The organism is Nocardia sp. NPDC003693, assembly GCF_053981095.1.
The window spans coordinates 40,971-63,464 of sequence record NZ_JBSFNO010000044.1 but is presented as its reverse complement, the minus strand read 5'-3'; the positions used below and the strand labels follow the sequence as shown (position 1 = coordinate 63,464).

Here is a 22,494-nt window from a genome sequence, read left to right as displayed (position 1 = left end):
GCTTGGGCTTGGGCTTGGGCTTGGGCTTGGGCTTGGGCTTGGGCTTGGGCTTGGGCTTGGGCTTGGGCTTGGGCTTGGGCTTGGGCTTGGGCTTGGGCTTGGGACAGGATCCCTCGCGCACGGCCGTCAAGGGCGATCCGCCCTCGCCGATAGGCTGGGCGAATGCCGCCACGACCTCCCATGCCCGCGCGGGCGTCCGTGCCCGCGCGCCAATCCGGCCTGTGGTTTCTCGCGCTCCCCGTCGCGGCGCTCGCGGCGGTGCTGATCATCGCGTTCCAGGGACCGGACCGCATTACCGGAAAGCCCATCCCCGCAGACCATCTCGGCTTCCAGCCCACGAGCACGACGACAATGACCGAACCCGCCCCCAAGAAGCGAGAGGAAGCCCCGCAACGCTTCCCGGCGCTGACGCCGGGCTGGAAGACCGCCTTCGCCGTCACCCGCAACGCGCTCTACGACGTCCCGCCGGACTGGGCGTCCCCGGGCCCCGGCTGGGTCGGCGGCTTCGAGGGCAAGGAGTACACCCTCTACATGCGCGGCCTCGCCACATACGGGGAGGGGGCGTGCGGCGGCTACGACACCCAGGCCAGCGCCGGGATCGCGGGATCGGCGCTGAGCGACCCCGCGGCCGCGGCCCGCGAGGCGGCTCCGAAGTGGACGAAGGTCGCCCTCGAGGAGTCCGGCATGGGCGGCTGGAGCACGCCGACGACCTACACCGAAGAGCCGATTACCGTGCAGGGCCGCAACGGTTTTCACGTCACAGCGTCGATCGTCAATCAGGGCACGATCGACTGCGCGCGTCCGCCGGCGGCGGTGCTGCACGTGGTCGCGATTCCCGACGGGAACGGTCAGACCATCCTGATGATCGTTTTCTCGGACCAGAACTTCGCCGGCGCGCCGACCGCGGAGGCGATGCGGCAGATGTACACGAGCGTGCGGCCGGCGGGTTTGGGTCGGGACGAGTGCAAGAAGGACTTCGAGGTAGTCGGAAACTGGTGTTGAGTCACGGGACCGGTGTTCCGCCGGTGGACCAAACTACTCGGGCACCGGCGGTATGGCCGTGATCAACACCCCATCCGCCGGGCGGCTTACGGCACGACCGCGAATTTCCGTGCACTTTCGCGCTCCCGGGGGCAGGAAACCGCCCCCTGACCCCCTATAGTGCACGATTTTTCGGCCCTCACCTCACGCGGTATGCGGCTCCACGAACGGCGGCTTGACGACCTCGCACTTGATCCGCCGCCCCCGCACGTCCACCTCGACCTGGGCGCCCGGCTCGATCCCCGACGCGGTATCGATGAGCGCCAACGCGATTCCCACCTTCAGCGTGGGAGAGAAAGTCCCCGAGGTGGTTTCACCGACCCGCGTATCCCCCTGGAACACGCCCTGCCCCTGGCGCAGCACGCCCCGGTCGATCGCCTTCAGCCCGAGCAGCAGTCGCCGCGGCCCGTCGGCCTTCTCCCGAACCAGCGCCTCTTTCCCCCAGAAGTCGTCCTTCTTCCAGCCGACGGCCCACCCGGTCCGCGCCTGCAGCGGCGAAATCTCCAGGGACAGTTCATGTCCGTGCAGCGGGTACCCCATCTCGGTGCGCAGCGTGTCGCGCGCGCCCAGCCCGGCGGCCTGCCCACCGGCGGCCTCGACCTCGGCCACGATCGCCCGGAACACCGCGTCCGCGTCGTCCCACTTCGGCAGCAGCTCGTACCCGTGCTCGCCGGTGTATCCGGTCCGGCACACCCGCACCGGCCGCCCGTCCCATTCGGCGTCCTCGTACGCCATGTACTCCATGTCGGTGGGCAGCCCGAGCTTGGTCAGCACTTCCGCCGACTTGGGCCCCTGCACGGCGAACACCGCGTACGACCGATGCTCGTCGGTGACGCTGATCCCCTCCGGCGCGACCTTCACCAGCTCCGCGACCACGGCCGCGGTGTTGGCGGCGTTGGGCACGAGGAAGATCTCGTCGTCACCGACGTAGTAGGCGATGAGGTCGTCGATGACCCCGCCCTCGGCGGTGCAGCACAGCGTGTACTGCGCCTTGCCCGGCCGAATCCGCCCGAGGTCGTTGGTCAGCGCCGAGTTGACGAACGCCGCCGCCCCCGCCCCCTTGACCGTGGCCTTCCCCAGATGGCTGACGTCGAACACCCCCACGGCGGTCCGCACGGCGGTGTGCTCCCCCACCGTCCCCGCGTACGACACCGGCATCTCCCACCCCCCGAACGGCGCGAAGGTGGCGCCCAGCTCGACATGGACGGCATGGATCGGCCCCTGCAAAAGCTTCTCGTCGGTCACCCGAGGAAGCTTATCCCCCACCCCGAGCCCCGCCGATGCGGGCAATTCGCCACGGTCCCGACGGCACCCACCGCACCCGGAACCGAACCCACCCCACCAGCATCGATACACATGACGGCAGCCTATCGCCGCAGCTCCCGGGGGTAGAGCCTGCCAGAAGTTAGCGGGCGGCACCCACTGCACAGCGGCATCCGCGAGTACGCCCGGAGAAGGAACCGCCCGATGCATGTGGACGTTGATCTGCCGCACCGCGTGCAACAGGCGTGGCCGACACCTCCCGCGAGATCAAGACCGTCCCCCGCGAAGGCATCGCCGACCTGGAAAGCGAAAAGCCCGGGCCTCGAACCGGCGGCGATCGCTGCCCAGGCTTCGGCCACGGCGCGGCGGGTCCCCGCCACTACGGCGCCGAGGACACCCGCATCTGTTCCGACCGCCTCTCGGGCGCGCTCTCGTGCAGGTAAGCCCGGAGCCGGCTCTCGTCGATTACCTCGATGTGCTGACCGCGCGAGCGAAGCTCAGCGACCCTTGCCGCCTTGGTCGTGGAGAAGGCGGACGGGTCGTCGCCGGTGAACCTGTCGCCGATGACCAGCGCCGTAGTGCGGCGGGTGACGTTCTTGGCGGGCGTCGCGCCGTGCAGAGCTATTGCGTCCCAAGCCTGTTGGCGGGTCATCGACGCCAGCTCGCCGGTGAAGACCACCACGCGCCCGTGCAGCGGGTGTGCGGGGTCGGTACCGGTCACCTCGGGCATCACGAGCTGCGGGCGATCGTAGAAGGAGCGCCGGTGGTACGGCTCCGAACGCCCGCCGGCCGGCGCGTCCAGATCGACCGGCCGAGCCGCACGCCTGCTCCGATAGGGTCGCTCGACGCCCGTGGTCTCGAGCACGTTCAGCGTGTCGGTTCCGATCCGGGCCGCCAGCGCCAGCACGATATCCGCCGCGGCCATCGCGTCGGCGCCGGCCTCATGGTGGGTGAACACCGGAATATCGAGCGCCGCGGCCACATCCGGCAGCCGGTAGCTCTCCAGATCCAGGTGCCGCCGTGCCATCGCCAGACTGCAACTGAATTCCCATGCGGGCATGTCGATCCCGCTGCGACTGCACGCCTCGCTCAACGCCCCGCTGTCGAAACTCGCGTTGTGCGCGACCAGCGGCAACCCATCCACCATCGCGGCGACCTCGGGCCACCGCTGCGCGAATCCCGGCTGGTCCGCGACCATCTCGGCCGATATCCCGTGCACCCGAATGTTGTGATGGTTGAAGAAGTCGACGGCTCGCGGCGGCCGGCACAACCACGACCGGGTATCGACCCGCCGCCCGTCCCGCACCACGGAAACACCGACGGCACAGATGCTCCCCCGCGCCGAGTTGGCCGTCTCCACGTCGATGGCCGCGAACGACAGTCCCCCCATCCTCACCGCACCCGCACCGGCAGCGCCCGAGGCGTCCGCCCACCCTGCTCGACCAGAAACGGCCGCGCGATCCGCAACGACTCGAACTCCGCCCAGGCGTCCGCGAGCCCCGCCAGTCCCCACGCCATAGCCAGCACCGGCCGCACGTCCGGATCGACGTCGAACCCCGGCCCCCTAATCGCCGCCGGGTGCGCCATCTCCGGCCACACCGGCCGAATCAGCTTCCCCGCCAATGCTTCCTGATGTCGAGTGAACATCCCGTCCACCGCCTCGACCTCCGCCTCCGCTGCAGCGACCGTGGCCTCGAGATCGACAATCTCTCCCGGCCCCGCCTCCCCCGCACCACACCACAGCTGCCGATACCCACCGGTCAACCGCTCCAGGTTTTCCCCGTCCCCCGCGTCGATGACCCACGCCCCCGCCAGCCTCGAAAGCCCCATCCCCCGACCGACGTTCACATGCCAAACAACCGACCGGTCTCCCATCTGGGAGAGCACCACCACGAGTGACAACACACTCTGGCCCACACTGCTCATGACGCTCCGAATTCGCCGCGGATAGTCTGCACCGGCCACCGTAGAGCATGGGTCCGACATACCAACGACTTTCGCGTCCGCCCGCAGCTCGAACGCGATGGCAACGAGCGACTCGACCGCGCGGACCTGGCCGCACAGGATGCGCCGAACAGTCGCCGACGCAGCGGGGTCAGCTATTCGGGTCTGGCGCGGTGCCTGACAGCAGGTGCTCAGCCACCAGGAATCGTTCGAGGATCAGGGCGGCGATCGCCAGGCCCTTACCTCTGACGCCGAACGAGTTCCAGTGCAACCGTTTTGTCCGAAGTGTCACGAACTAGAGTCGCGGCTCGATCACCGATCACCGAGCTCGGCTCCGCTCAGATCACGCGGTCTTGATCAGACTGATCTGGCCCGCCAACTCGATAACCCGCTTGTCCTGCTCCCCGTAACGGACGGACATCTGGCTATGCAGCCGCTTGAGCCTGGTCAGAGCGGCACGCACATCTCCCAGATACACGTGACAGGTGGCCAACTGGCGCTGGCAGTACATGACGTGGTCGTCGTAGGGCCCCCGCTCGGCGGTCAGATCATCGATCAACGTCCGGTAGAGATCCGCCGCCCCGGAGTAGTCCGAGCTCTCGAATCGGATATCCGCCAACCGAAGTCGAGCCTCCACCACGTCAGCATCCCGCGACCCCAACAGCGGCACAGCCTTTTCCACGACGGTCTTGAGCTCGTGGATCGCGGGATCATAGCGAGAGTCGTCGGCGAAATCGCGAGCACGCCGCATCGCCCGCCGCAGATCGCCCCGGCTGAAGTCCGCTCCGTTCGACAGCGGCTCGGCAACAGCGGGTTTCGGCAGCACCCGGGTCGGCGCGACCACCGTCTGCGCGGTACGCGTCGAGGTCGCGGCCCCCACCGCGAGCGCGTACATCTGTGCCGGACTGTGCGTGTCGTGCACCTCGGGTAGGTGGCTCACCCCGGACGCGTGGCGTAGCAGACCCGCGTGCACACTCGCGGCATCATCGGGCCGCTGCTCGGGCACCTTGGCGAGCATGCTGGTGAGCAACCGGGCCAGATCCCCGGGCGTCCCGGGCAGATCCTGCCGGATGTCCGGCGGCACCAGATGAACCTGGTTCTGCCACACCAGGTATTCGTTGCTGCCCGTCATGACCCGAGATCCCGTGAGCAGCTCGTGCAGCACCAGCCCCAGCGAGTACAGATCCGTCTGCGGCACGACTGCTTTGCCCTCGACCTGCTCGGGCGCCATGAACGCGGGCGTGCCGAGCGTATGCCCCGTGCGGGTGTACCGCGTCCGGTTGGAATCCGGCGCGACCGCCAGCCCGAAATCCAGCACCTTGACCGTACCGTCGTCGCACAGCATGAGATTCGACGGTTTGAGATCCCGGTGATAGATCCGGTTGCGATGGGTGGCGGCCAGCACGGCCGCCGCCTGCGCCCCCAGCGCCGCGACCACACCGATCGGCAGCGCCCCGTGCCGGTCCAGCAGCTCCTCGAACGTGACCCCTTCGACGTATTCCATGACCAGATACGGCCGTTCGGGCGGCCCCGGCGCGGTACCAACGTCGTGGATCGCGGGCAATCCCGGATGCCGCAGCGCCGCCATCAATTCCGCCTCGCGGAAGAACCGCTTGGCCCAATCCGGGTCCTGGTCGAGGTTCGGGTGGGTGAACTTCACGGCGATGCGGCGCTTCAGGTTGTGGTCGAAGCCGTCGAAGACCTGCCCCATGCCGCCCGCGCCGATCTGTTTGATCAGCTCGTACCGGCCGCCGATGAGCTGCGGTTGCACCGCCCCTACCTCCATGAGTTCACGAGAGATGTCAAACTACTCGGCCGCGACCGCCGGCCGCAGCCGCCCCTGCGCCAGCCCCTGGAATCCGGCCCGCACCAGCGCTTCGACGGTCACCCGCCGCCGCTGCCACGCCGCCTCGAAGGCACTCAGCTCCTCGAACGCCGCACCGAACCGCCGCTGCTCGGCGGGCGAGATCCGCGGCACCGGCACCTGATACAGGTCGATGGGTCCGTCAGACGCCTCGACCGCCGCGCGCAGCACCCCGGCGAGAAACCGCGGGTCGACCACGGCGGCATTGGTCCGCACGAGGTGAATCCCGGCCCCGAGCAGCGCCCCGTCGTCCGCGCAAACCCGCACGGCCGCCGCACTACCGACCGCGACGGCCACATCACCCGCCCGAATCACCACCGCCCCCGGGGTTTCCGGATTCCCCCACCGCGACGGCGCGCGTCCGAGCCGAACGTCCTTCACCGACAGCATCGGGGTATCCCCGCCGTCCGAGCCCACGGTCGGCGGTGCCTGGAACACCGTGACGGTCCCGGCCTCGGACAGCTCCTCGAGCGAAATCGTTCCGCCGGCACCCGATTCGAGCTCCAGCACGGGCGGCTCCCCGGCGCGCTGCTGGACCAGCTCGTCCCGCAGCAGCGGATACCGGTCCTGTGGATCGCCCAGCCTGCGCGGGGTCAGATCGATCTCGCCGTCGAGCAGTTCCACCACACGCTCGGTGTGGGGCAGCGCGTCGGGGTGCATGGGATCCTCCTCGAAGGCCCGCCACGCCCGCAGGGCGTAGGCGGGTTCACCGGCCGCGTTCACCAGCAGCACGTGGGCGGGTTGTGTCTCGGACTGCCGCAGCAGCCACAGATCCGGAGAATCCGGGATGCCGGCCAGGATCGCCCGCAGCACGCCGCCGCGCAACAGCACACCCCGCAGCGTGCGCGCCTCCGCGGCGAAGGCGAGCCGGTTGGGCATGGCCACGGCCACGAGGCTGCCCGGCGCGGCATGCCCGAGGCAATCCCGCGCCCACGCCCGCGCCCCGTCACCGGTCGCCCACCGCCGCTCCCCCGCCCGCCCGAAGTGGCCGGGATCGTAGACGAGAGCGTCGAATTCGCGTTCCGCGAGCGCGCGGTAGTCCGGATACACGGCGATATCCCCCGTCACAGCCGACCGTCTCCCCCTCTGATCACCGCGTACACCCGCCCCGTGGTCCGCGTAAACGGTAGCAGCGCCGCCGAAAACAACGGACCCGAACAACAGTCCGCCATCACCGACCGTCCACGGGCTCGTCCTCGGGAATCAACGCGCCCGCGGTGAGTCCGGTTGTCACCAGCTCCGCGACGTGTTCGGCGGCGTATCCGGCCCGCCGGGCGGCGGTGCGCAACAGGAACAGCCGCCGGAAGAGCGCACCGTACCGCTGCTGCTCGGCCAGCGACAGCACCGGGATCTTCAACCGCGTGGGATCGAATCGGATGGTGGATGTCCTTGTCGCGGAGACATTCTCGGCCCCGGTCAGAAACCCGGCGAGGAACCAGGGATCGAACCGCGCCGGATCGACCCGCAGCGTGTGCACGTGCGGCCCCCGCACGGCCCCCGCGTCGTCGGCCTCGGCGACCCGGGCACTGCGCCCACCCGAACGATCGCTGCGCACAGCGGGAATCAACACGTCACCGGCTTCGACCGGATGCAGTACCGCCGGTGCCGCGGTGCTCAGCGTGCCCGACGCCGGACTGCCGGTCGCCACATCCGGCGCGGTCAGAACGCGCCGATCCGCGTCGGCCTCCACGCGCTCCGAACTCGGCGGATCACTCCTGATCCATTCCACCTGACCACTTTTGGACAGATCGTTGATGGTCACGAACCGCCACGTCTTGCTCTCGGATTCGGTCCAGCCCGCCAGCAGCTGGGTGATGGAGGTCAGTTCCGTCGTGGCCCGGGTGAGCTGCCGGATCGCGTCGTCGACCTCGTCGGCGACCGTCCCCGAATCCAGCGCCGACCGCACGTACCGAGCCGGGGTGAGATCAACCTCTTCGTCGAGCACGTCCACGAGCCGCACGACCGCCGTGCGCCCGGAGACGACCGCGTCATCCGGTGTCGCACCGTCGAATTCGCGCCAGGCGCCGACCGCGGCCTCGGTAACACCCTCCCAGTCGATGCGCTCCTCCCCGTCGATCCGCACGGTCAGGCCGGTGGTGTCGACGAACAGCATGGAGTCGGCCGCCTGCTGCGGCCGCAGTATCCACAGCTGCAGCCCCACGTGCCACGGCTGCGCCGCCCCCGGCGCCAGCCCGATGACCGCGCGTAATGCCCCGGACCGCACCAGGTTCGCGCGAATCTTGCGACCCGACGGCCGAGTGGCGACGGCGGGCGGCAACAACAGAATCGCGGTGCCACCCGGGTTCAGGTGCGCGATCGCGTGCTGCACCCAGGCCAGCTCCGATTCGTTGCGTGGCGGCGGACCGTAGTCCCAGCGGGGATCGAAGGCGAGTGCGTCCGATCCCCAATCTCGTTGCCCGTAGGGTGGATTGGACAGCACGGCGTCGACGCGCAGTTCAGGAAAGGCGTCGGCGGTGAGGCTGTCGCCACCGTGGGCAACGGGCTCGAGTCCGGTATCGGCCTCCAACAGCAGCCGCGTGCGCTCGGCCTGCACCGCCAACACGTCCTGCCCGTACAGCCGGGTCGCGCCCGCCCGCGCGGCGGCGATCAGCAGTGAACCGCTGCCGCACGCGGGGTCGAGCACGCTGTGTACATCCGCCGACCGCAGCAGCTCGACCATCAGCCCCGCCACGGCTTCCGGCGTGATGTACACACCCGTCGCCTGTGTACCTTCCAGCGCCCGATCGGCCAGTGCGTCCAGCGCGGCCCGCGTTTCCCCGGCCGCGACGGACCGCCCGAAAACATCCGCCGCGAGAGCGCTCAGCTCGGCGTCCTCGGCCCCCATCTCACGCGAGTCCCAGCCCGCGTCCGACCGCCGCAGCGACGCGATCAGTCGCGCGGCCAGCTCCGGCGAGGTCCGCGCCCGCACGAGCGTGCGCAACTCGGTGGCGGGCGAGTCCGTCGCCTCCACCCCGTGCGCGACCAGCCATTCCCGCACTTCATCCAGGTCGAAGGTGGGCCGGGTCTCGGTACTCCCGGCCGTGGGTTTCGGAAAGTCGGCGTGCCGGCGCCGCCAGTTACTGACCGTGGCGCGCGTGACCCCGGTGAGCCGCGAGATCTCCGCGGCATTGACCTTCGACACGGGCTTCGACATACCACTCCTCTCGTGTACGTTCCCCCACCCTGCGCGATGCCTAACCAAAAATCAATCTCCAGATTCGTGTTGCGAATGTTTTCACCATGCTCTACGTTTTACATCAACGCCGCAGAGGCCGGATCGCCCACAACTCGGGAGCGACTCGCACAGGTCTCGCCGCGTGCACCGGCGCCTCGCCGGGACCTGAAGTCCGTTGTCACACACCGCGGTCGGCCTTTGCCACCCGCGGCGATCCCTTACGCCCGAAGCCAAGGAAAACCATGCGCACCCTGCCCACCCTCATCGCCATCGGCGCGACCGCCGCCGCTCTCACCGCCGCCGCACCCACCGCGTTCGCCGCCCCCGACACCGGATCCGGCAGCGGCAGCGGCTCGTCCGGTTCCGGCTGCACCGCCCGCACCTCGGCCGACCGCCAGTTCCTGCGCGACGCCAACCAGACCAAGAAGAGCTGCACCGTCCAGGACAGCGTCATCCGCCTGGCTCGGTCGCAGTGCCGCTGGCTCGACACGAACGGCAACTCCGCCCGCAACCACATCACCCTGGCCGAGAGCTCGCGCGGCGCGGTGCAGTACCCCTACACCTTCCTGAACGCCGCCATCGACGCCTACTGCCCGCAGTACCAGATCTGATCCCGCCCCTTCGAAGGAAACGAAATCCCATGCACCGCAAGCTGATCACCGCCCTGACCGCCGCCACCCTGGCCACCCTCACCGCGGCCGGCGTCGCCGGCGCCGCACCCACCTCCACCCTCCACGAGGGCATGCAGATCGTCGGCCAGGACGTGCAGCCCGGCACGTACTCCACCGCGGGCCCCACCGACGACGACTACGGCGTCTGCTTCATCACCTGGCTCCCCTACAAGGGCGCCAAGACCTCCGAACTGATCGACATCGAGTCCTACACGGGGGCTTCGTATGTCCGCCTGAACGACGGCGACGTCATCGAGGTCAACGGCTGCACCTGGACCCACGAGTAACCGACCCACCACCAGTCAAGAGGAATCATGCCCAACCGCACCGCCACCTTCACCCTCGCAGCCTGCGCCGCCCTCGGCGCCCTGGCCACCGCCAACGCGGGCACCGCCGCCGCCGAGACCCACGTCCGCACCTACTCCGGCTACGGCGCCGAACGCGCCTGCAACATCGACAAGATGAACACCCCGTACCAGGCCGGCCAGGAGGTCGTGCTCTGCGACGAGGTCGGCGACAACCTCTACAAGCTGACGATCGTCCCGAATTCCGAGATCCCGTTGCACATCGCGCGTCTCGCGGTGACGGGCAGCTTCAGCGGCCTGTCGTAGCGGTAACCATTCGCGGTGCCGGCTCTGCCCGGCACCGCGGCTCGGGAACGCCTCCCATGCCGTTCCCCCGATCGAAACCTCGGCGCGGCCGGCGGGGAGCCGCGCACGGTAAGTCCCGATTTCTCCGGCCTGCCCCCTCTGCGCCGGCACGCCAATCTGTCATCACCCCAACGCATTCGGTCTTCGGCACGCCACCGAAGCCTCGATTCCACATGCCTTCAGGAGCAGCAATGACCAACCCTCAGCACCCCCAACAGCCGTGGCCCACCCAGCCCCCCGCTCCCCACTACCCCCAGCCCCCGAAGAAGCGCCGCGTCTGGCCTTGGGTCCTCGGCGGCTTCTTCCTCTGCATCCTGGTCCTGTTCGGCGGCTGCACCCTCCTGATCGGCAGCGCCGCAAACGAAGTCGCGAAGCAGGAGGAGAAGCGCACGGTAGCCGAGCCCCTCGGCACGGAGGTCCGCGACGGCAAGTTCGCGTTCCAGGTGACGAAGGTCGATCCTCCCGTCGCGACGGTGGGTACCAACGAGTACTTGAAGAAGGACGCCCAGGGCGAGTACGTCCTGGTCTACGTGGACATCACCAACACCGCCGACCAGCCCCAGACCTACTTCGGTGACAACCAGAAGCTGGTGGACGACCAGGGCCGCCTCTACTCCCACGACACGGCGGCCGCCTACAACGTGATCAAGGACCTGGTGACCGAGATCAACCCGGGCAACAAGATCTCCGCGGTGTTGGCCTTCGACGTCCCGAAGGGGACGGTGCCGGCAGCGATCGAGTTCCACGACTCGGCGTTCTCGGGTGGGGTACGGGTGGCGATCAAGTAGCACGACCATGGCCGGAACCATTCGGTTCCGGCCGATACGACCGGTCCACCGCAACATCTGTCCGGCCCGAGGCTCAGCAACAGCTATCGAACCACGCGAGCCGAAGCCAGCGAACCGGACAACCTCAAGATTTCTGGCCTCCTCGCACCCCACCTGTCGTACCGTAGAAACTCACCGGTTCACCTCGTCGGGGCGAGACAACCTCAGAGAGTTCACACAGCTGACAGCGCACCGAGCCGACAACGCTTGCGACGGTTGCTGTCTAGCGCATCCCGAATCGAAAGACGCGACCGCACAACACCTTTGAGGTACGTTCGACTAGGTAGGACAGATCTAGGGGGAGAAGTGAACCATGTTTCTGACCGATGGCAGCTGTGGGTGGTCCCGGTGGGGGATATCGCCGTAACCGAACGATTGACACGCGATTTGCGGAACGAACTTAATCGTTCCGACGAGTTCGCCGCAGACTTCCAATCGGTCGACGATGCACCTCCGGTCACCGCAGGCAGCAAAGGACTCGCCGACGGCGAGCTTCTATTGACAATCGCGGTGGCCGGCGGCGGTGCGCTGGCCGGTGCCGCGCTGGATGCCGCCGCACAGGCACTGGTTCAGAAGGTGATGAGCTGGTCCGGGCGGCACCGGAACAGCGCAGTCGAACTGACCCTGAACGGGAACCAGGTGACTCTCTCGGGGCAGACAGCCGACGTCGACCGTATCGTCGCGAAGCTAATCAATCCGCCACAGAACGACACGCCACCCGACGGCGCTCAGGAAACCGGGACGGGTAGCGGCTCATGACACGCTTCCACCGGCGGCGAGCATTGCTGATCGGGAACGAGACCTATCAATCATTCCCGCCACTCGCCTGTGTTCAGGCGGACATCCAGCTGCTGAGCGAAGTACTGACGAGACACGATATCGGCGGATTCGCCGAGGTTCAGACGCTGACCAACGCCACAGCCGCACAGATGGTCAGCGCTATCGCCGATTTCCTCGGCACCTGTCACGCGGACGAGCTCGTACTCCTGTACTTCTCCGGTCATGGTAAGCGGCTCGTGCAGGTGAACTCCGAGTTCCACTTCATCGCTACCGATACCCAGTCGACAGATCTGGCGGGCACCGCCGTTCGCGCCGGATTCGTGGCCGACCAGCTGGCAGACTGCGCGGCCGCGCAGAAGGTAGTGGTGATCGACAGCTGCGAGAGTGGTGGATTCAGCCTCGGATTCCGGACGGCCGACCCCGCCACGCCGGTAACCAAGGGCGTCGGCGCACCCGCGTTGCTCACGAGTCGCGGCACCTACGTGCTGTCGTCGTCGCGAGCGAACGAAGACTCCCTGCCGGAAATACCCATCGGGGAGGAGATTCTGCCATCGGTCTTCACCAACGAGTTGGTGGAAGCGCTCCGCACCGGCAATGCGGCCGACCTCAACACCGGCGATGTCACTATCGAGGACTTGGCGAAATATGTGAACGGTCGACTGCGGCATCGAGCCGGTCAAGTATCGGTTGCGTCCGCGAATCAAATGGATGACCGGATAGTCATCGCGTCACGACCGAACGGGATCCCTGCCTTGACGTCGGTCATCCGGGAACCACCTGCTACTCCGGATCCTGCCGTCACGGATGTCACCAAGTCGCTACCGCCGACCTGGACCCAGCTGTTCGACTACTATCGAAACTGCATGCGGACCAAGCAGGGACCACTACCGCTGCTTTCCGGATCCGACGAGGACGTCACGTTCGTATGCCTCACCGGCCGTGAGCGATTGCTTTCCGGCGAGGTGGACTCCGACCACTGCATTGCGGTACCGAGAGAAGCGGCCGCCCTCGCGGCGGACGCCACCGCGAACGGTGACGAGCTCTGGGCAGGTTATCCAGCGATAGTACTCACCGAACACGGCAATCGTGCTGGACGACAACGTCATTCGTTCGCGCCGCTGCTGGTACGCAGAGTCGAGATAATTCCGACCTCCACCGGCGTCCGCCTCGAGCCGACGGGTCGAGTGCTGGCACACCCCAACCTTCTCGATGCACGCCTCGGCGAGGGAGCTGCGGCGGAGTTCAACAACTCCTACCTGCCCGGCTGGCATGCAGGCGAACACGCGCTCATGGCCCGGGAGATCGGCGCGATTCTGCGCAATGAACTCGAGCTGTCATGCATGCAGGATCTCCACCCGGACCGACTGGAACCTCGTATCGACTTCGACACCGCCACCGAGGGCGCCCGCAATGCGGCGATACTGTTTCGGGTTCCGAGCCGGCGCACGGATCCCGAGAGCGGCCTACTCGCAGACCTGGACATCATCGAGAAGAAGGCAGCGCAGATCCAGGGCACCGCGCTGGCTGCGCTCGCCCCCGATCACGCGGAACGAGGCAGAAACGCCGACTATGCGCGACCTTTCGACGTGGTCGCTCCGCTGTCGTGCAATGAAGCACAAGCCGATGTGGTGCGCTCGGCGATGTCGCGACGTTTGACCATCGCGACGGGTCCACCCGGCACCGGGAAAAGTCAGGTGGTTACCAACCTTGTTGCCACGGCCGTTTCCAACGGCCAAACCGTGCTCATCGCGTCGACCAACAACAAAGCCGTGGACGAGGTTTGGAAACGCTGCGAAGAACTCTCCCCCGGCAGCCTGATCCGCACGGGAAACAAGGAGTACCACGCCCGGCGCGACGAATCGCTGCGAGCGCTGCTCAATCTGGATGCGCCGCAGTTCAATCCCTCGACCGCCACCATCCAGCTGCGTGCCGCAGCGGCAGAACAGAATGCCCAGCACGGCACGATCGAGCAGGTTGCGACGCTCGAAAGCGAACTCCTCACCGCCGGACAGCGCAGGGAGGAACGCGCTGGGGCGCTGGGAATCGAGGTAGCGGCTCTCCTCTGTCAACTCTCCAGCCGAACTGACGCGCGGACCAGCGAAATGAGCAGGCTCGCACGCAAGGCACGACGCGTCGGACAGGCCCGGTTCTTTCCGCGACTACGGCAACAGCGCCTGCTCCAGCGGTGGGGCGTGCCGGAACCCGACATCGACTCGGCAAGCAAGTGCCGAACACTATCCGAATTCGCTCTCGCGCAGCTCGACTGGCATCGAGCCGCAGGGCGGCGCGCGGGCTTGCCCAACGACCTCCAGCTCGCCGACAAGCTCGAGGCGACCGCGGCCTCGGTTCGCGAAGCTTCCGCGACGCTGCTCGACACCTCGGTTCGCACACTCGCCTGCGGCCGGCCGCAGGTCATTGCCGATCTGCTGGAGAGCGAATGTAGCTGGTCTTCGATGACTGCGTCCCTGCGTGCCGTACCGGCATGGGCGGTGAGCACGCTGTCGGCTCGACGCTTTCCGCCCAACCCCGCGCTGTTCGACCTCGTCATCATCGACGAGGCAAGTCAGTGTTCGATTCCGCATGTACTACCGCTGCTCTTCCGCGCACGCAGGGCGTTGATCATCGGCGACCCGATGCAGCTGCCACACATTGCGACACTCACCCCGGCACAGGAGGCCGAGGCAGCTCGAAATGCCGGTGTGAGTCTCGCGTGGCTGGAACATCACCGCATGTCCTACCGCCGGCACTCGAGCTATCGAGCCGCGGAGCGAGCCGGAGGCGAACCGCTACTGCTCGACGAGCACTTCCGCTGCCATCCACGGATCGCGGAATTGGTGAACCATCGCTTCTACGAAGATCGCCTGCATGTGATGACCGATATTCGGTCGCGCTTCTCCTTGGAGAAACGCGATGCGGTTATCTGGGCCGATGTGCGCGGCTCCGTCGTACGTCCTGCTTCAGGTGAATCATGGCTCAACCCGACCGAAGTCGACCGGGTCGCGGCCTCGGTGGAGTACCTGTACCAGCAGGGGACGCTGCCGGATGATGCGACTGTCGGCGTGATCACCCCGTTCAAGGCACAGGCATCGGCTATCCGCCAACGCCTCGGACCACACTTCGATCATGTCGCCATCGGCACAGTGCACACGTTTCAGGGTGGCGAGTGCGATGTCATCATCTTCTCCCTGGTCGCGGGTCCCAATATGCCGCGCGGTTCGATCGACTGGGTCGACAGACAATTGAACCTCTGGAATGTTGCCATCACGCGCGCACGCTGCCATCTTCTGGTCTTCGGCAACCGTGATCTGTGGTCCGAGCGCGGCATCGGTTCGGCACTGATCGATGCCGCGGAAGCCGGGGTTGGCTCAGCCCCTGGGAGTCTGGCATTCGACCATCTGCGGGATCGACTTCACCAGTACCTGACCACCCGGTATCCAGACGCCCACATCGAAGCGGAGCCGATCGTCTACGGCCATCGCACCGACGCCCTGGTGCGACGGAACACCGGGCAGCATACCGCCGTGGTCCTCGATCGTGGCGTGACGGGAGATTCGAACCCCGCGCGGCATCTACAGCTCATGCTCGCGCAGAGCACCGTGCGGCACGACCCGGCTCGCGGCTTCTACGCCAACCGTTTTCCCGCCTGGTGGCTGTACTGCACACCGAGCGACCAGGACCCGACCAGTGCGTCGCAACAATGATGTAACCAACCTTTGGGGGCCAGATGTATTCAGCTGAAATCAATCGTCGCCAACCGGCACTATTGCTTCTGCTCATCGACCAGTCGTACTCGATGTCGGAACCGTGGGCTCAGGAGGAGGGTTCCAAAGCGGACGCCTTGGCGGCCGGCGTGAACGACCTGCTCGGCAACGCGGTCCTGTTGTGCAGCAAAGGAAACGATCGCATTTACAGCTACTTCGAGATCGGGATAATCGGCTATGGGACCGGTGTGGCACCGGCTCTGCACGGCACCAGCGATACCCGGCCGATCCTGCCCATCGACGAGGTCGCCCGTAATCCACGGCGGGTGGACAGCGTCATCCGGTACGTTCCTGATCTCCTCGGAGAGGAGCAGCCCGAGTCGCAATACACCCCCATCTGGGTCGACCCGGTCACGGACGGGGCAACCTCGATGCGGGCCGCATTCGCCGAGGCAGAAGTCTTGACACGCGAATGGTGCTACGCGCACCGAAACAGCTTCCCGCCCCTGATCATCAATGTCACCGACGGCGCGAGTACCGACGGCGACCCCAGCGACATCGGCAAACGCATCCGTGACCTGGGCACGGATGATGGCAACGCGCTGCTCTTCAACGTGCACCTGTCGAGTCTGGCTGCCGAACAGGTCACCTTCCCGTCCACCGACGCGGCCCTACTGGATCCGAACGCACACATGCTGTTCGAAATGTCGAGTCCAATGCCACCCTCGATGCTCGAGGCCGCGGCAGCCCTGCACTATGCGGTGCAGACGGATTCGCGGGGGTTCCTTTACAACGCCGATGCGACCGTTGTAATCGACTTTCTCAATATCGGGACTCGCGCCGTCACCCCAACTGGATTGAAGGAACTCACCGCGGCCGCGGCCGGATCTCCCGACCTCCCGACGTCGCGATGAGCAGCTACGCACGCTGCGACATCTCCTTCGTGCTCGATGGCTCGCTGGCCACGATCAGCAGCGTCGCCAAAGATGGTCGCGAGCACGACGAAAACGAGGATCGCGTCGCCGCGGGACTGCGCCGAGTCGCGATCGCGGATGGCGCGTCCACGTCCGCGCGGCCCGAAGTCTGGGCGGAAATTCTGGTGCACACATTCGTGAATGACGCCAAGGATCCATTCGAACCTCAGGTACTCAGTGAGCTGCGACAGCGGTGACTGACCGAAGTACACCGACCCGATCTACCCTGGTACGCGGCGTCGAAAATTCGTGAAGGTAGCGCAGCCGCGTTCGTCGGTCTCGAGCTGGATCCTCGAACGCAACGGTATTCCGTGTCCGCCGTCGGGGATTCCTGTCTCCTGCATCTGCGTGGACCCGAGTTGCTCGAAGCCAGTCCGATACGGCAGTGGGAGCGGTTCGGCCGGTTTCCGCTCTTGCTGACCACTAAAAGCGCCGATGACTCGCATCTGCCCGTCTGGCGCGATTTCGGCTACTACCGGTCGGGCGATATCTTCGTGCTCGCCTCGGATGCGCTGGCGAAGTGTCTACTGCGCCGGCACCAGCAGCACGGCCGACGCATCGATACCTCCGAGGCCCTCGGCGACGATTTCGGCTCCTGGGTCGCCGACGCGCGCCTGCACGAAGACCTCGACAACGACGACACTACGATCTGCGTGGTTCGGGTATGAAGATCCCAACTCTGCTCGACTATCAACGGGCCGTGCAAAATCCGTCCCGTTCGTTCGCCGGAGATCCGGTATTGAACGGCGGCGAAGCCGTACGCAATGCCCAGGGTATGCCGTCGGTGGCCTCCGGTGGTTTCGCGGCGACCTTCCGGATCGCCGCACCGTCGAAGGTGCACTACGCGGTGCGCTGCTTCCACAAGCACACCTATCTGGAACACAATCTGCTCGAACGCTACCGCCACATCGACACGTTCGTCACTTCGCATCGCCACCTCGATTTCCTACTCGACGTGTCATACCGTTCGGACGGAATCATGGTTGACGGCAGCTGCTATCCCACCGTCCGAATGCCCTGGGCCGCAGGCGAACCCCTCGGATTCTGGATCGAGGACTGGGCCGAGGATCCTGACCGTGACCCCGATGACCTGGATCAGGTTCGCCGCGGCATCGCGGATGCGGTCGAGCGATTGGGACTGCACGGCGCGGCACATGGCGATCTACAACACGGCAATATCCTGGTGTTACCCGATCTGTCCATCCGACTGATCGACTACGACGGGATGTACCTGGAGAGGTTCCGAACCCAGCCCGAACTACGGAGCTTCGAGGAAGGTCACCGTAACTACCAACACCCCGGCCGCGCCGAACACTTCGATGCCACGCTCGATGTCTTCTCCGCCGAGGTGATCGACCTTTCGCTGAGTGCGCTTCGCGATCACCCGGAACTGTGGGAGACCTTCGGCGGCACCGGCGAGAATCTGCTCTTCCAAGCCGACGATTTCGTAAATCCGTCACAATCCGACATCTTCGAATTCCTCTCGGGCGTGCCAGCTCTCGCGCGCCGGGCCGAGCTGCTTCAGCGCGCCTGCCAGGTGAATTTCACCGATGCGGCAGCAGCTCTGGCCGGCCACACTGTCGCTCGAACGGCCGCCGGAACCTTCTCCCTCGCGATCACTGATGTCTTCGCGGCGGAGGAGAAGGAGGAGCTGCTCCGCCGTCAAGGCGAAACGATCACGGTCTTCGGTACCGTTCGGTTCGCGACCGTCACTGTCGGTAGCGGAGGGCGTGACGTCGCACTCATCAACCTCGGAAACTACGAGGAGGGGGACTTCACGATCATCGGTGAACCCGATGTCGCCACCGCTCTGTTCGGCATACACGGAGTCACTACTCGAAACCAGAAGCGCGTGCTACGGAAGCTGCACGGCTGGCGCGTCGCCGTCACCGGCACGTTGGTGCTGTACGAGTACCGGCACAGAGGCAAACTCTTCCTGGTCCCACAGATAGAACTGGCACGGGCCGGTCGTCTGAAGAATCTCACCCCGGCCCAGTTCGATGCGATGAGAGAAAAGGCCGCCCAACGCTGCGAGGAACAGGCGGAGGTTGATACCGCTGTCGTCGAGCAACTCCGTGCCGCGACCACTTCGTCGAACGCTCACGCTGAAACGCCCATTATGACCACACCGATCACTCATCGCAGCGACGCGGCGGCGCAGAGTGCACGACAACTGCAGCGCCACAGTCGTCTGAACGAGTTGTACCGGGGCTATCCTTCGAGCGCACCGAATTCCGATTCGATTCCCCCGCCGCACGGGCAGCATTCGGTACCCGAAACACCGCCACCGGAGCCCAGATCGAATCGCGCACCCCCTCGGCCGCCCCCTCCGCCACCGCCGCCCGCGTCCAGGCCGCCTTCCACTCCTCAACCGTCTTCCACGATTCGACAGCAGCCTGTTTCGGCGTTGCCACCACCGGCTCCACGATCTGCTGGACGCCTGTACTTCATGATCTGGGTCCTGCTACCCCTCGCACTGCTGGCTATCGTGGCGCTGCTCGAACACTGATCGTCCGAGCAGGCGGGGACGCCCGCCGTGACTCAGCTTGCTCCAACTACGGCTACGTCCTGCGGCTGAGCAACCGAAGGTGACAGGTTCGCCACCCACGGCCCGGTGACAGATCGTGCCAACACCAGCGGAAACACGAACCCGAGCGACGCCGGTACTAAGTTTGTTCCGGAAAACGTCCACGTACAGGGAGCACCAGCACATGACCGTTGTCGATGAGCGCGACCTCAATGTCGCACCCGGCTCGATAGTCGTGGTTCGCGACGAGGAGTGGCTGGTCACTTCGGCCGAGTACGGCTCGGACGGCTGGTTGCTCCACGTGCGCGGACTATCGGAGTTGGTCGCGGACACCACCGCGAAGTTCTATTCGAGCCTCGACGACATCGTGGTTCTGGATCCGGCTCGGGCCGAGGTAGTCGCCGACGGCTCCTCGGGCTACCGGCTGTCACGGCTGTGGCTGGAGTCCCTGCTGCGTAAGACACCGTTCCCGTACGGCGACCAGACACTGACGGTCTCGACCCGCATCCTGGCCGACCCGCTCGGCTATCAGCGCGCCGCCGTGGCGAAAGCGCTTGATCCCCAGCACATTCGGCCGCGCATCCTGCTCGCGGACGCCGTCGGGCTCGGTAAGACCCTGGAAATCGGGATGATCCTGTCCGAGCTCGTGCGGCGCGGGCGCGGCGAGCGCATCCTCATCGTCACCCCCAAGCACGTGCTCGAACAGATGCAGCACGAGCTCTGGTGCCGATTCGCGCTGCCGTTCGTCCGCCTGGACTCGGCGGGCATCCAGAAGGTGCGCCAGAAGCTGCCCGCCACGCGCAACCCGTTCACCTATTACAAGCGCGCGATCATCTCGATCGACACCCTGAAGAGCCCGCGCTACAAGGCGCACCTCGAGCGCCATACCTGGGACGCGGTGGTGATCGACGAATCCCACAACCTCACCAATGTCGGCACGCAGAACAACGAATTGGCGCGCGTGCTCGCCCCGAACACCGAGGCGCTGATCCTGGCGTCCGCGACCCCGCACAACGGTAGGGAGGAGTCCTTCGCCGAGTTGCTGCGGCTGCTGGACCCCACGGCCGTGGCCGCCGACGGCTCGTTCACCAAGGAAGACGTGTCCACGCTGCTGATCAGGCGGCATCGCCACCACTCCGAGGTGGCCGCGGAGGTGGGCAGCGACTGGGCCGAGCGAGCTGAGCCGGTCCACACCCTCGTGACCCCGTCGCCGGCCGAAGACGCCGTGGCGCGCGAACTCTCGCAGGTCTGGCTGCATCCGGAGTCCGGGCGCTCACCCTATTCGGGCGAGACCAAGGCGCTGTTCCCGTGGATCCTGGCCAAAGCGTTCCTGTCCTCCCCCGCCGCCCTCGCGGAGTCGATCTCCCAGCGCCGGGGCACGCTGCGGAAGAACGGCGGCCCGCACACCCCCGAGCAGCACACCGAACTGTCCGCGCTCGAGGCCCTGGAGGAGTTGAACGACAAGGCATTCAGCGAATCGGCCGGCAAGCAGGCCGCGCTCGTCAACCGATTGCGGGAGATCGGTGTCGGCCCGAAGTCGGCGACCCGCGCGGTGGTGTTCGGCGAGCGCATCGCCACCCTCAAATGGCTCACTGACCTGCTGCCGGGCGCGCTCGGACTGAAGCCCGAGAACGTCGTCATGCTGCACGGCGGACTCTCCGACCAGGATCAGCAAACGATCGTCGACAGTTTCAAGCTGGCGACCTCGCCGATTCGCGTCCTGGTCACCGGTGATGTCGCCTCCGAGGGCGTGAACCTGCACTCGCAGTGCCACAACCTGATTCACTACGACATCCCCTGGTCGCTCATCCGCATCGAACAGCGCAACGGCCGCGTCGACCGCTACGGGCAGAAGTTCCCGCCCGTCATCTCCTCGCTGATCCTGCAACCGTCCGATGCGCGGTTCTCCGGCGATCTGCGGGTGCTGTCCCGACTGCTCGAGCGCGAGAACCAGGCGCACGGCACGCTCGGCGACGTCGCCTCGCTCATGGGCAAACACAGTGTGACCGAGGAGGAATCGGCGATCCTGAAGGTCCTCAGCGGTAAGTCGCAGCTCGAGGAGGAGGTGCGCGACATCGACGACGTCCTGGGCGGCGACGACCTGGACGCCTTCTTCGCCCAGTTCGACACCGACGACCAGGAGCCGGTGGCCGAGCTGCCGGAGGAACCGCGCCACAGCCTCTATCCGGACGACATCAGCTTTCTCGACGAAGCCCTGCGCGCGGCCTTCCACGACGCCCCGCACGCGCCCCCGGACCAGCACGGGAAGGGCGGCATCGGCTGGCAGATCCACCCCAATCACGGTATCGCCGAACTGATTCCGCCCCGGGATCTGCGCCAGCGACTCGCCCAGCTGCCGCAGTCCTATGTGCAACAGGGCGTGGACAAGCGGCTCATGCTGGCCACCACCAAGGCGGTCGGCGGCGCGCAGCTCGAGGCGGCCCGCCAGGGCAAGGGCGTCAACGAGACGACCTGGCCCGAGGCCCACTTCCTCGGCCCACAGCATCCCGTCCTGGACTGGGCGAGCGACCGGGCGTTGAGCGCGCTGGGCCGCAATCAGATCTTCCTCATTCGCGGCGCGGTCGACGCACCGACGGTGCTGCTCATGGGCACCCTGATGAACCGCCGCGGGCAACTGGTCTCGCGAGTGTTCTCGACCGCGACCTTCCCGAACCCGGCCAACCCGGCTTTCTGCCTGGTGGAGACGCACGAGGATCTCGAATTCCTCACCACCGAAACAGGTTTGAAGCCCGGCACGGCCAATCCCGGCGCGGTGGCGGACCCGGAACGGTTCCAGGCGCTGATCCCCACCGCGGTCCACCAGGCCAGCGAGGCGATGAACCTGGTGCTGGATCAGCAGAAGGTCTCGGCGAACGAACGCCTGGACCGCTGGCGAGCGCGCGCGGACCGCTGGCATTCGGGCGCGGAACAGCTGGAGCTGTTCGGCAGCCAGAAGTCCAAGGTGGACAAGCTCTCCCGGCGCATCGCCGAGGAGCAGCGCCTCGCCGAATCCCTCGCCCCCACCCAGCAGCTGGTGCGCCCGTTGCTCGTGATCGTTCCCGAGAAGGATCAGTGAC

Annotated in this window: 19 protein-coding genes; 12 read left to right on the top strand and 7 right to left on the bottom strand. The window is 66.6% G+C overall.

What is annotated here, in order from left to right:
- The first annotated feature begins 162 nt into the window (after window positions 1–162).
- Complete coding sequence (locus tag ACWDOP_RS33200; RefSeq protein WP_456348216.1) at window positions 163–1,002, top strand: hypothetical protein; 840 nt, start codon at window positions 163–165, stop codon at window positions 1,000–1,002.
- 183 nt (window positions 1,003–1,185) lie between these two features.
- On the opposite strand, the gene gcvT is transcribed toward ACWDOP_RS33200, so the two are convergent.
- The 7 genes from gcvT to ACWDOP_RS33165 form a co-directional block, all read right to left on the bottom strand.
- A complete protein-coding gene (gcvT, locus tag ACWDOP_RS33195; RefSeq protein ID WP_456348215.1) occupies window positions 1,186–2,286 on the bottom strand; it encodes a glycine cleavage system aminomethyltransferase GcvT in 1,101 nt (366 codons plus the stop codon).
- Window positions 2,287–2,683: 397 nt separating this feature from the next.
- On the bottom strand, window positions 2,684–3,694 hold the full coding sequence (locus ACWDOP_RS33190) for an exonuclease domain-containing protein (RefSeq protein ID WP_456348214.1): 1,011 nt from the start codon (window positions 3,692–3,694) through the stop codon (window positions 2,684–2,686).
- Window positions 3,695–3,696: 2 nt separating this feature from the next.
- Complete coding sequence (locus ACWDOP_RS33185; protein WP_456348213.1) at window positions 3,697–4,230, bottom strand: hypothetical protein; 534 nt, start codon at window positions 4,228–4,230, stop codon at window positions 3,697–3,699.
- A gap of 169 nt (window positions 4,231–4,399) precedes the next feature.
- Window positions 4,400–4,540: a hypothetical protein gene (locus tag ACWDOP_RS33180; RefSeq protein WP_456348212.1), complete on the bottom strand. Its 141-nt coding sequence runs from the start codon at window positions 4,538–4,540 to the stop codon at window positions 4,400–4,402.
- Window positions 4,541–4,591: 51 nt separating this feature from the next.
- Window positions 4,592–6,034: a protein kinase domain-containing protein gene (locus ACWDOP_RS33175; protein ID WP_456348211.1), complete on the bottom strand. Its 1,443-nt coding sequence runs from the start codon at window positions 6,032–6,034 to the stop codon at window positions 4,592–4,594.
- A gap of 21 nt (window positions 6,035–6,055) precedes the next feature.
- Window positions 6,056–7,180: a hypothetical protein gene (locus tag ACWDOP_RS33170; protein WP_456348210.1), complete on the bottom strand. Its 1,125-nt coding sequence runs from the start codon at window positions 7,178–7,180 to the stop codon at window positions 6,056–6,058.
- A gap of 103 nt (window positions 7,181–7,283) precedes the next feature.
- On the bottom strand, window positions 7,284–9,266 hold the full coding sequence (locus tag ACWDOP_RS33165) for an N-6 DNA methylase (RefSeq protein ID WP_456348209.1): 1,983 nt from the start codon (window positions 9,264–9,266) through the stop codon (window positions 7,284–7,286).
- Between the two features lie 263 nt (window positions 9,267–9,529).
- On the opposite strand from ACWDOP_RS33165, the gene ACWDOP_RS33160 reads away from it, so the two are divergent.
- From ACWDOP_RS33160 to ACWDOP_RS33110, 11 genes are all read left to right on the top strand, one after another.
- Complete coding sequence (locus ACWDOP_RS33160) at window positions 9,530–9,898, top strand: DUF732 domain-containing protein (protein WP_456348208.1); 369 nt, start codon at window positions 9,530–9,532, stop codon at window positions 9,896–9,898.
- Between the two features lie 29 nt (window positions 9,899–9,927).
- Window positions 9,928–10,245, top strand: a complete 318-nt coding sequence (locus tag ACWDOP_RS33155; RefSeq protein WP_456348207.1) for a hypothetical protein — start codon at window positions 9,928–9,930, stop codon at window positions 10,243–10,245.
- A 27-nt stretch (window positions 10,246–10,272) separates the two neighbouring features.
- Window positions 10,273–10,569 carry a hypothetical protein gene (locus tag ACWDOP_RS33150; RefSeq protein WP_454206641.1) on the top strand — a complete coding sequence of 99 codons (297 nt, stop codon included), beginning with the start codon at window positions 10,273–10,275 and terminating at the stop codon, window positions 10,567–10,569.
- Between the two features lie 230 nt (window positions 10,570–10,799).
- Window positions 10,800–11,396, top strand: coding sequence for a DUF4352 domain-containing protein (locus tag ACWDOP_RS33145; protein ID WP_456348206.1), 597 nt, complete (start codon window positions 10,800–10,802; stop codon window positions 11,394–11,396).
- Window positions 11,397–11,741: 345 nt separating this feature from the next.
- Window positions 11,742–12,194, top strand: a complete 453-nt coding sequence (locus ACWDOP_RS33140) for an effector-associated constant component EACC1 (protein WP_456348205.1) — start codon at window positions 11,742–11,744, stop codon at window positions 12,192–12,194.
- The gene (locus tag ACWDOP_RS33135; RefSeq protein ID WP_456348204.1) at window positions 12,191–15,916 is read left to right on the top strand and encodes a caspase, EACC1-associated type; all 3,726 of its coding nucleotides are present in this window, start codon (window positions 12,191–12,193) and stop codon (window positions 15,914–15,916) included. Before ACWDOP_RS33140 ends, ACWDOP_RS33135 begins: the two co-directional genes overlap by 4 nt.
- A 23-nt stretch (window positions 15,917–15,939) precedes the next feature.
- A complete protein-coding gene (locus ACWDOP_RS33130) occupies window positions 15,940–16,830 on the top strand; it encodes a hypothetical protein (protein WP_456348203.1) in 891 nt (296 codons plus the stop codon).
- A complete protein-coding gene (locus tag ACWDOP_RS33125) occupies window positions 16,827–17,087 on the top strand; it encodes a hypothetical protein (protein ID WP_456348202.1) in 261 nt (86 codons plus the stop codon). Before ACWDOP_RS33130 ends, ACWDOP_RS33125 begins: the two co-directional genes overlap by 4 nt.
- Window positions 17,088–17,249: 162 nt before the next feature.
- Window positions 17,250–17,558 carry a hypothetical protein gene (locus ACWDOP_RS33120; protein ID WP_456348201.1) on the top strand — a complete coding sequence of 103 codons (309 nt, stop codon included), beginning with the start codon at window positions 17,250–17,252 and terminating at the stop codon, window positions 17,556–17,558.
- Complete coding sequence (locus ACWDOP_RS33115; RefSeq protein WP_456348200.1) at window positions 17,555–19,399, top strand: hypothetical protein; 1,845 nt, start codon at window positions 17,555–17,557, stop codon at window positions 19,397–19,399. The genes ACWDOP_RS33120 and ACWDOP_RS33115 overlap by 4 nt, the downstream gene beginning before the upstream one ends.
- 202 nt (window positions 19,400–19,601) lie before the next feature.
- Window positions 19,602–22,493, top strand: a complete 2,892-nt coding sequence (locus tag ACWDOP_RS33110; protein WP_456348199.1) for a helicase-related protein — start codon at window positions 19,602–19,604, stop codon at window positions 22,491–22,493.
- Window position 22,494 lies beyond the last annotated feature (1 nt).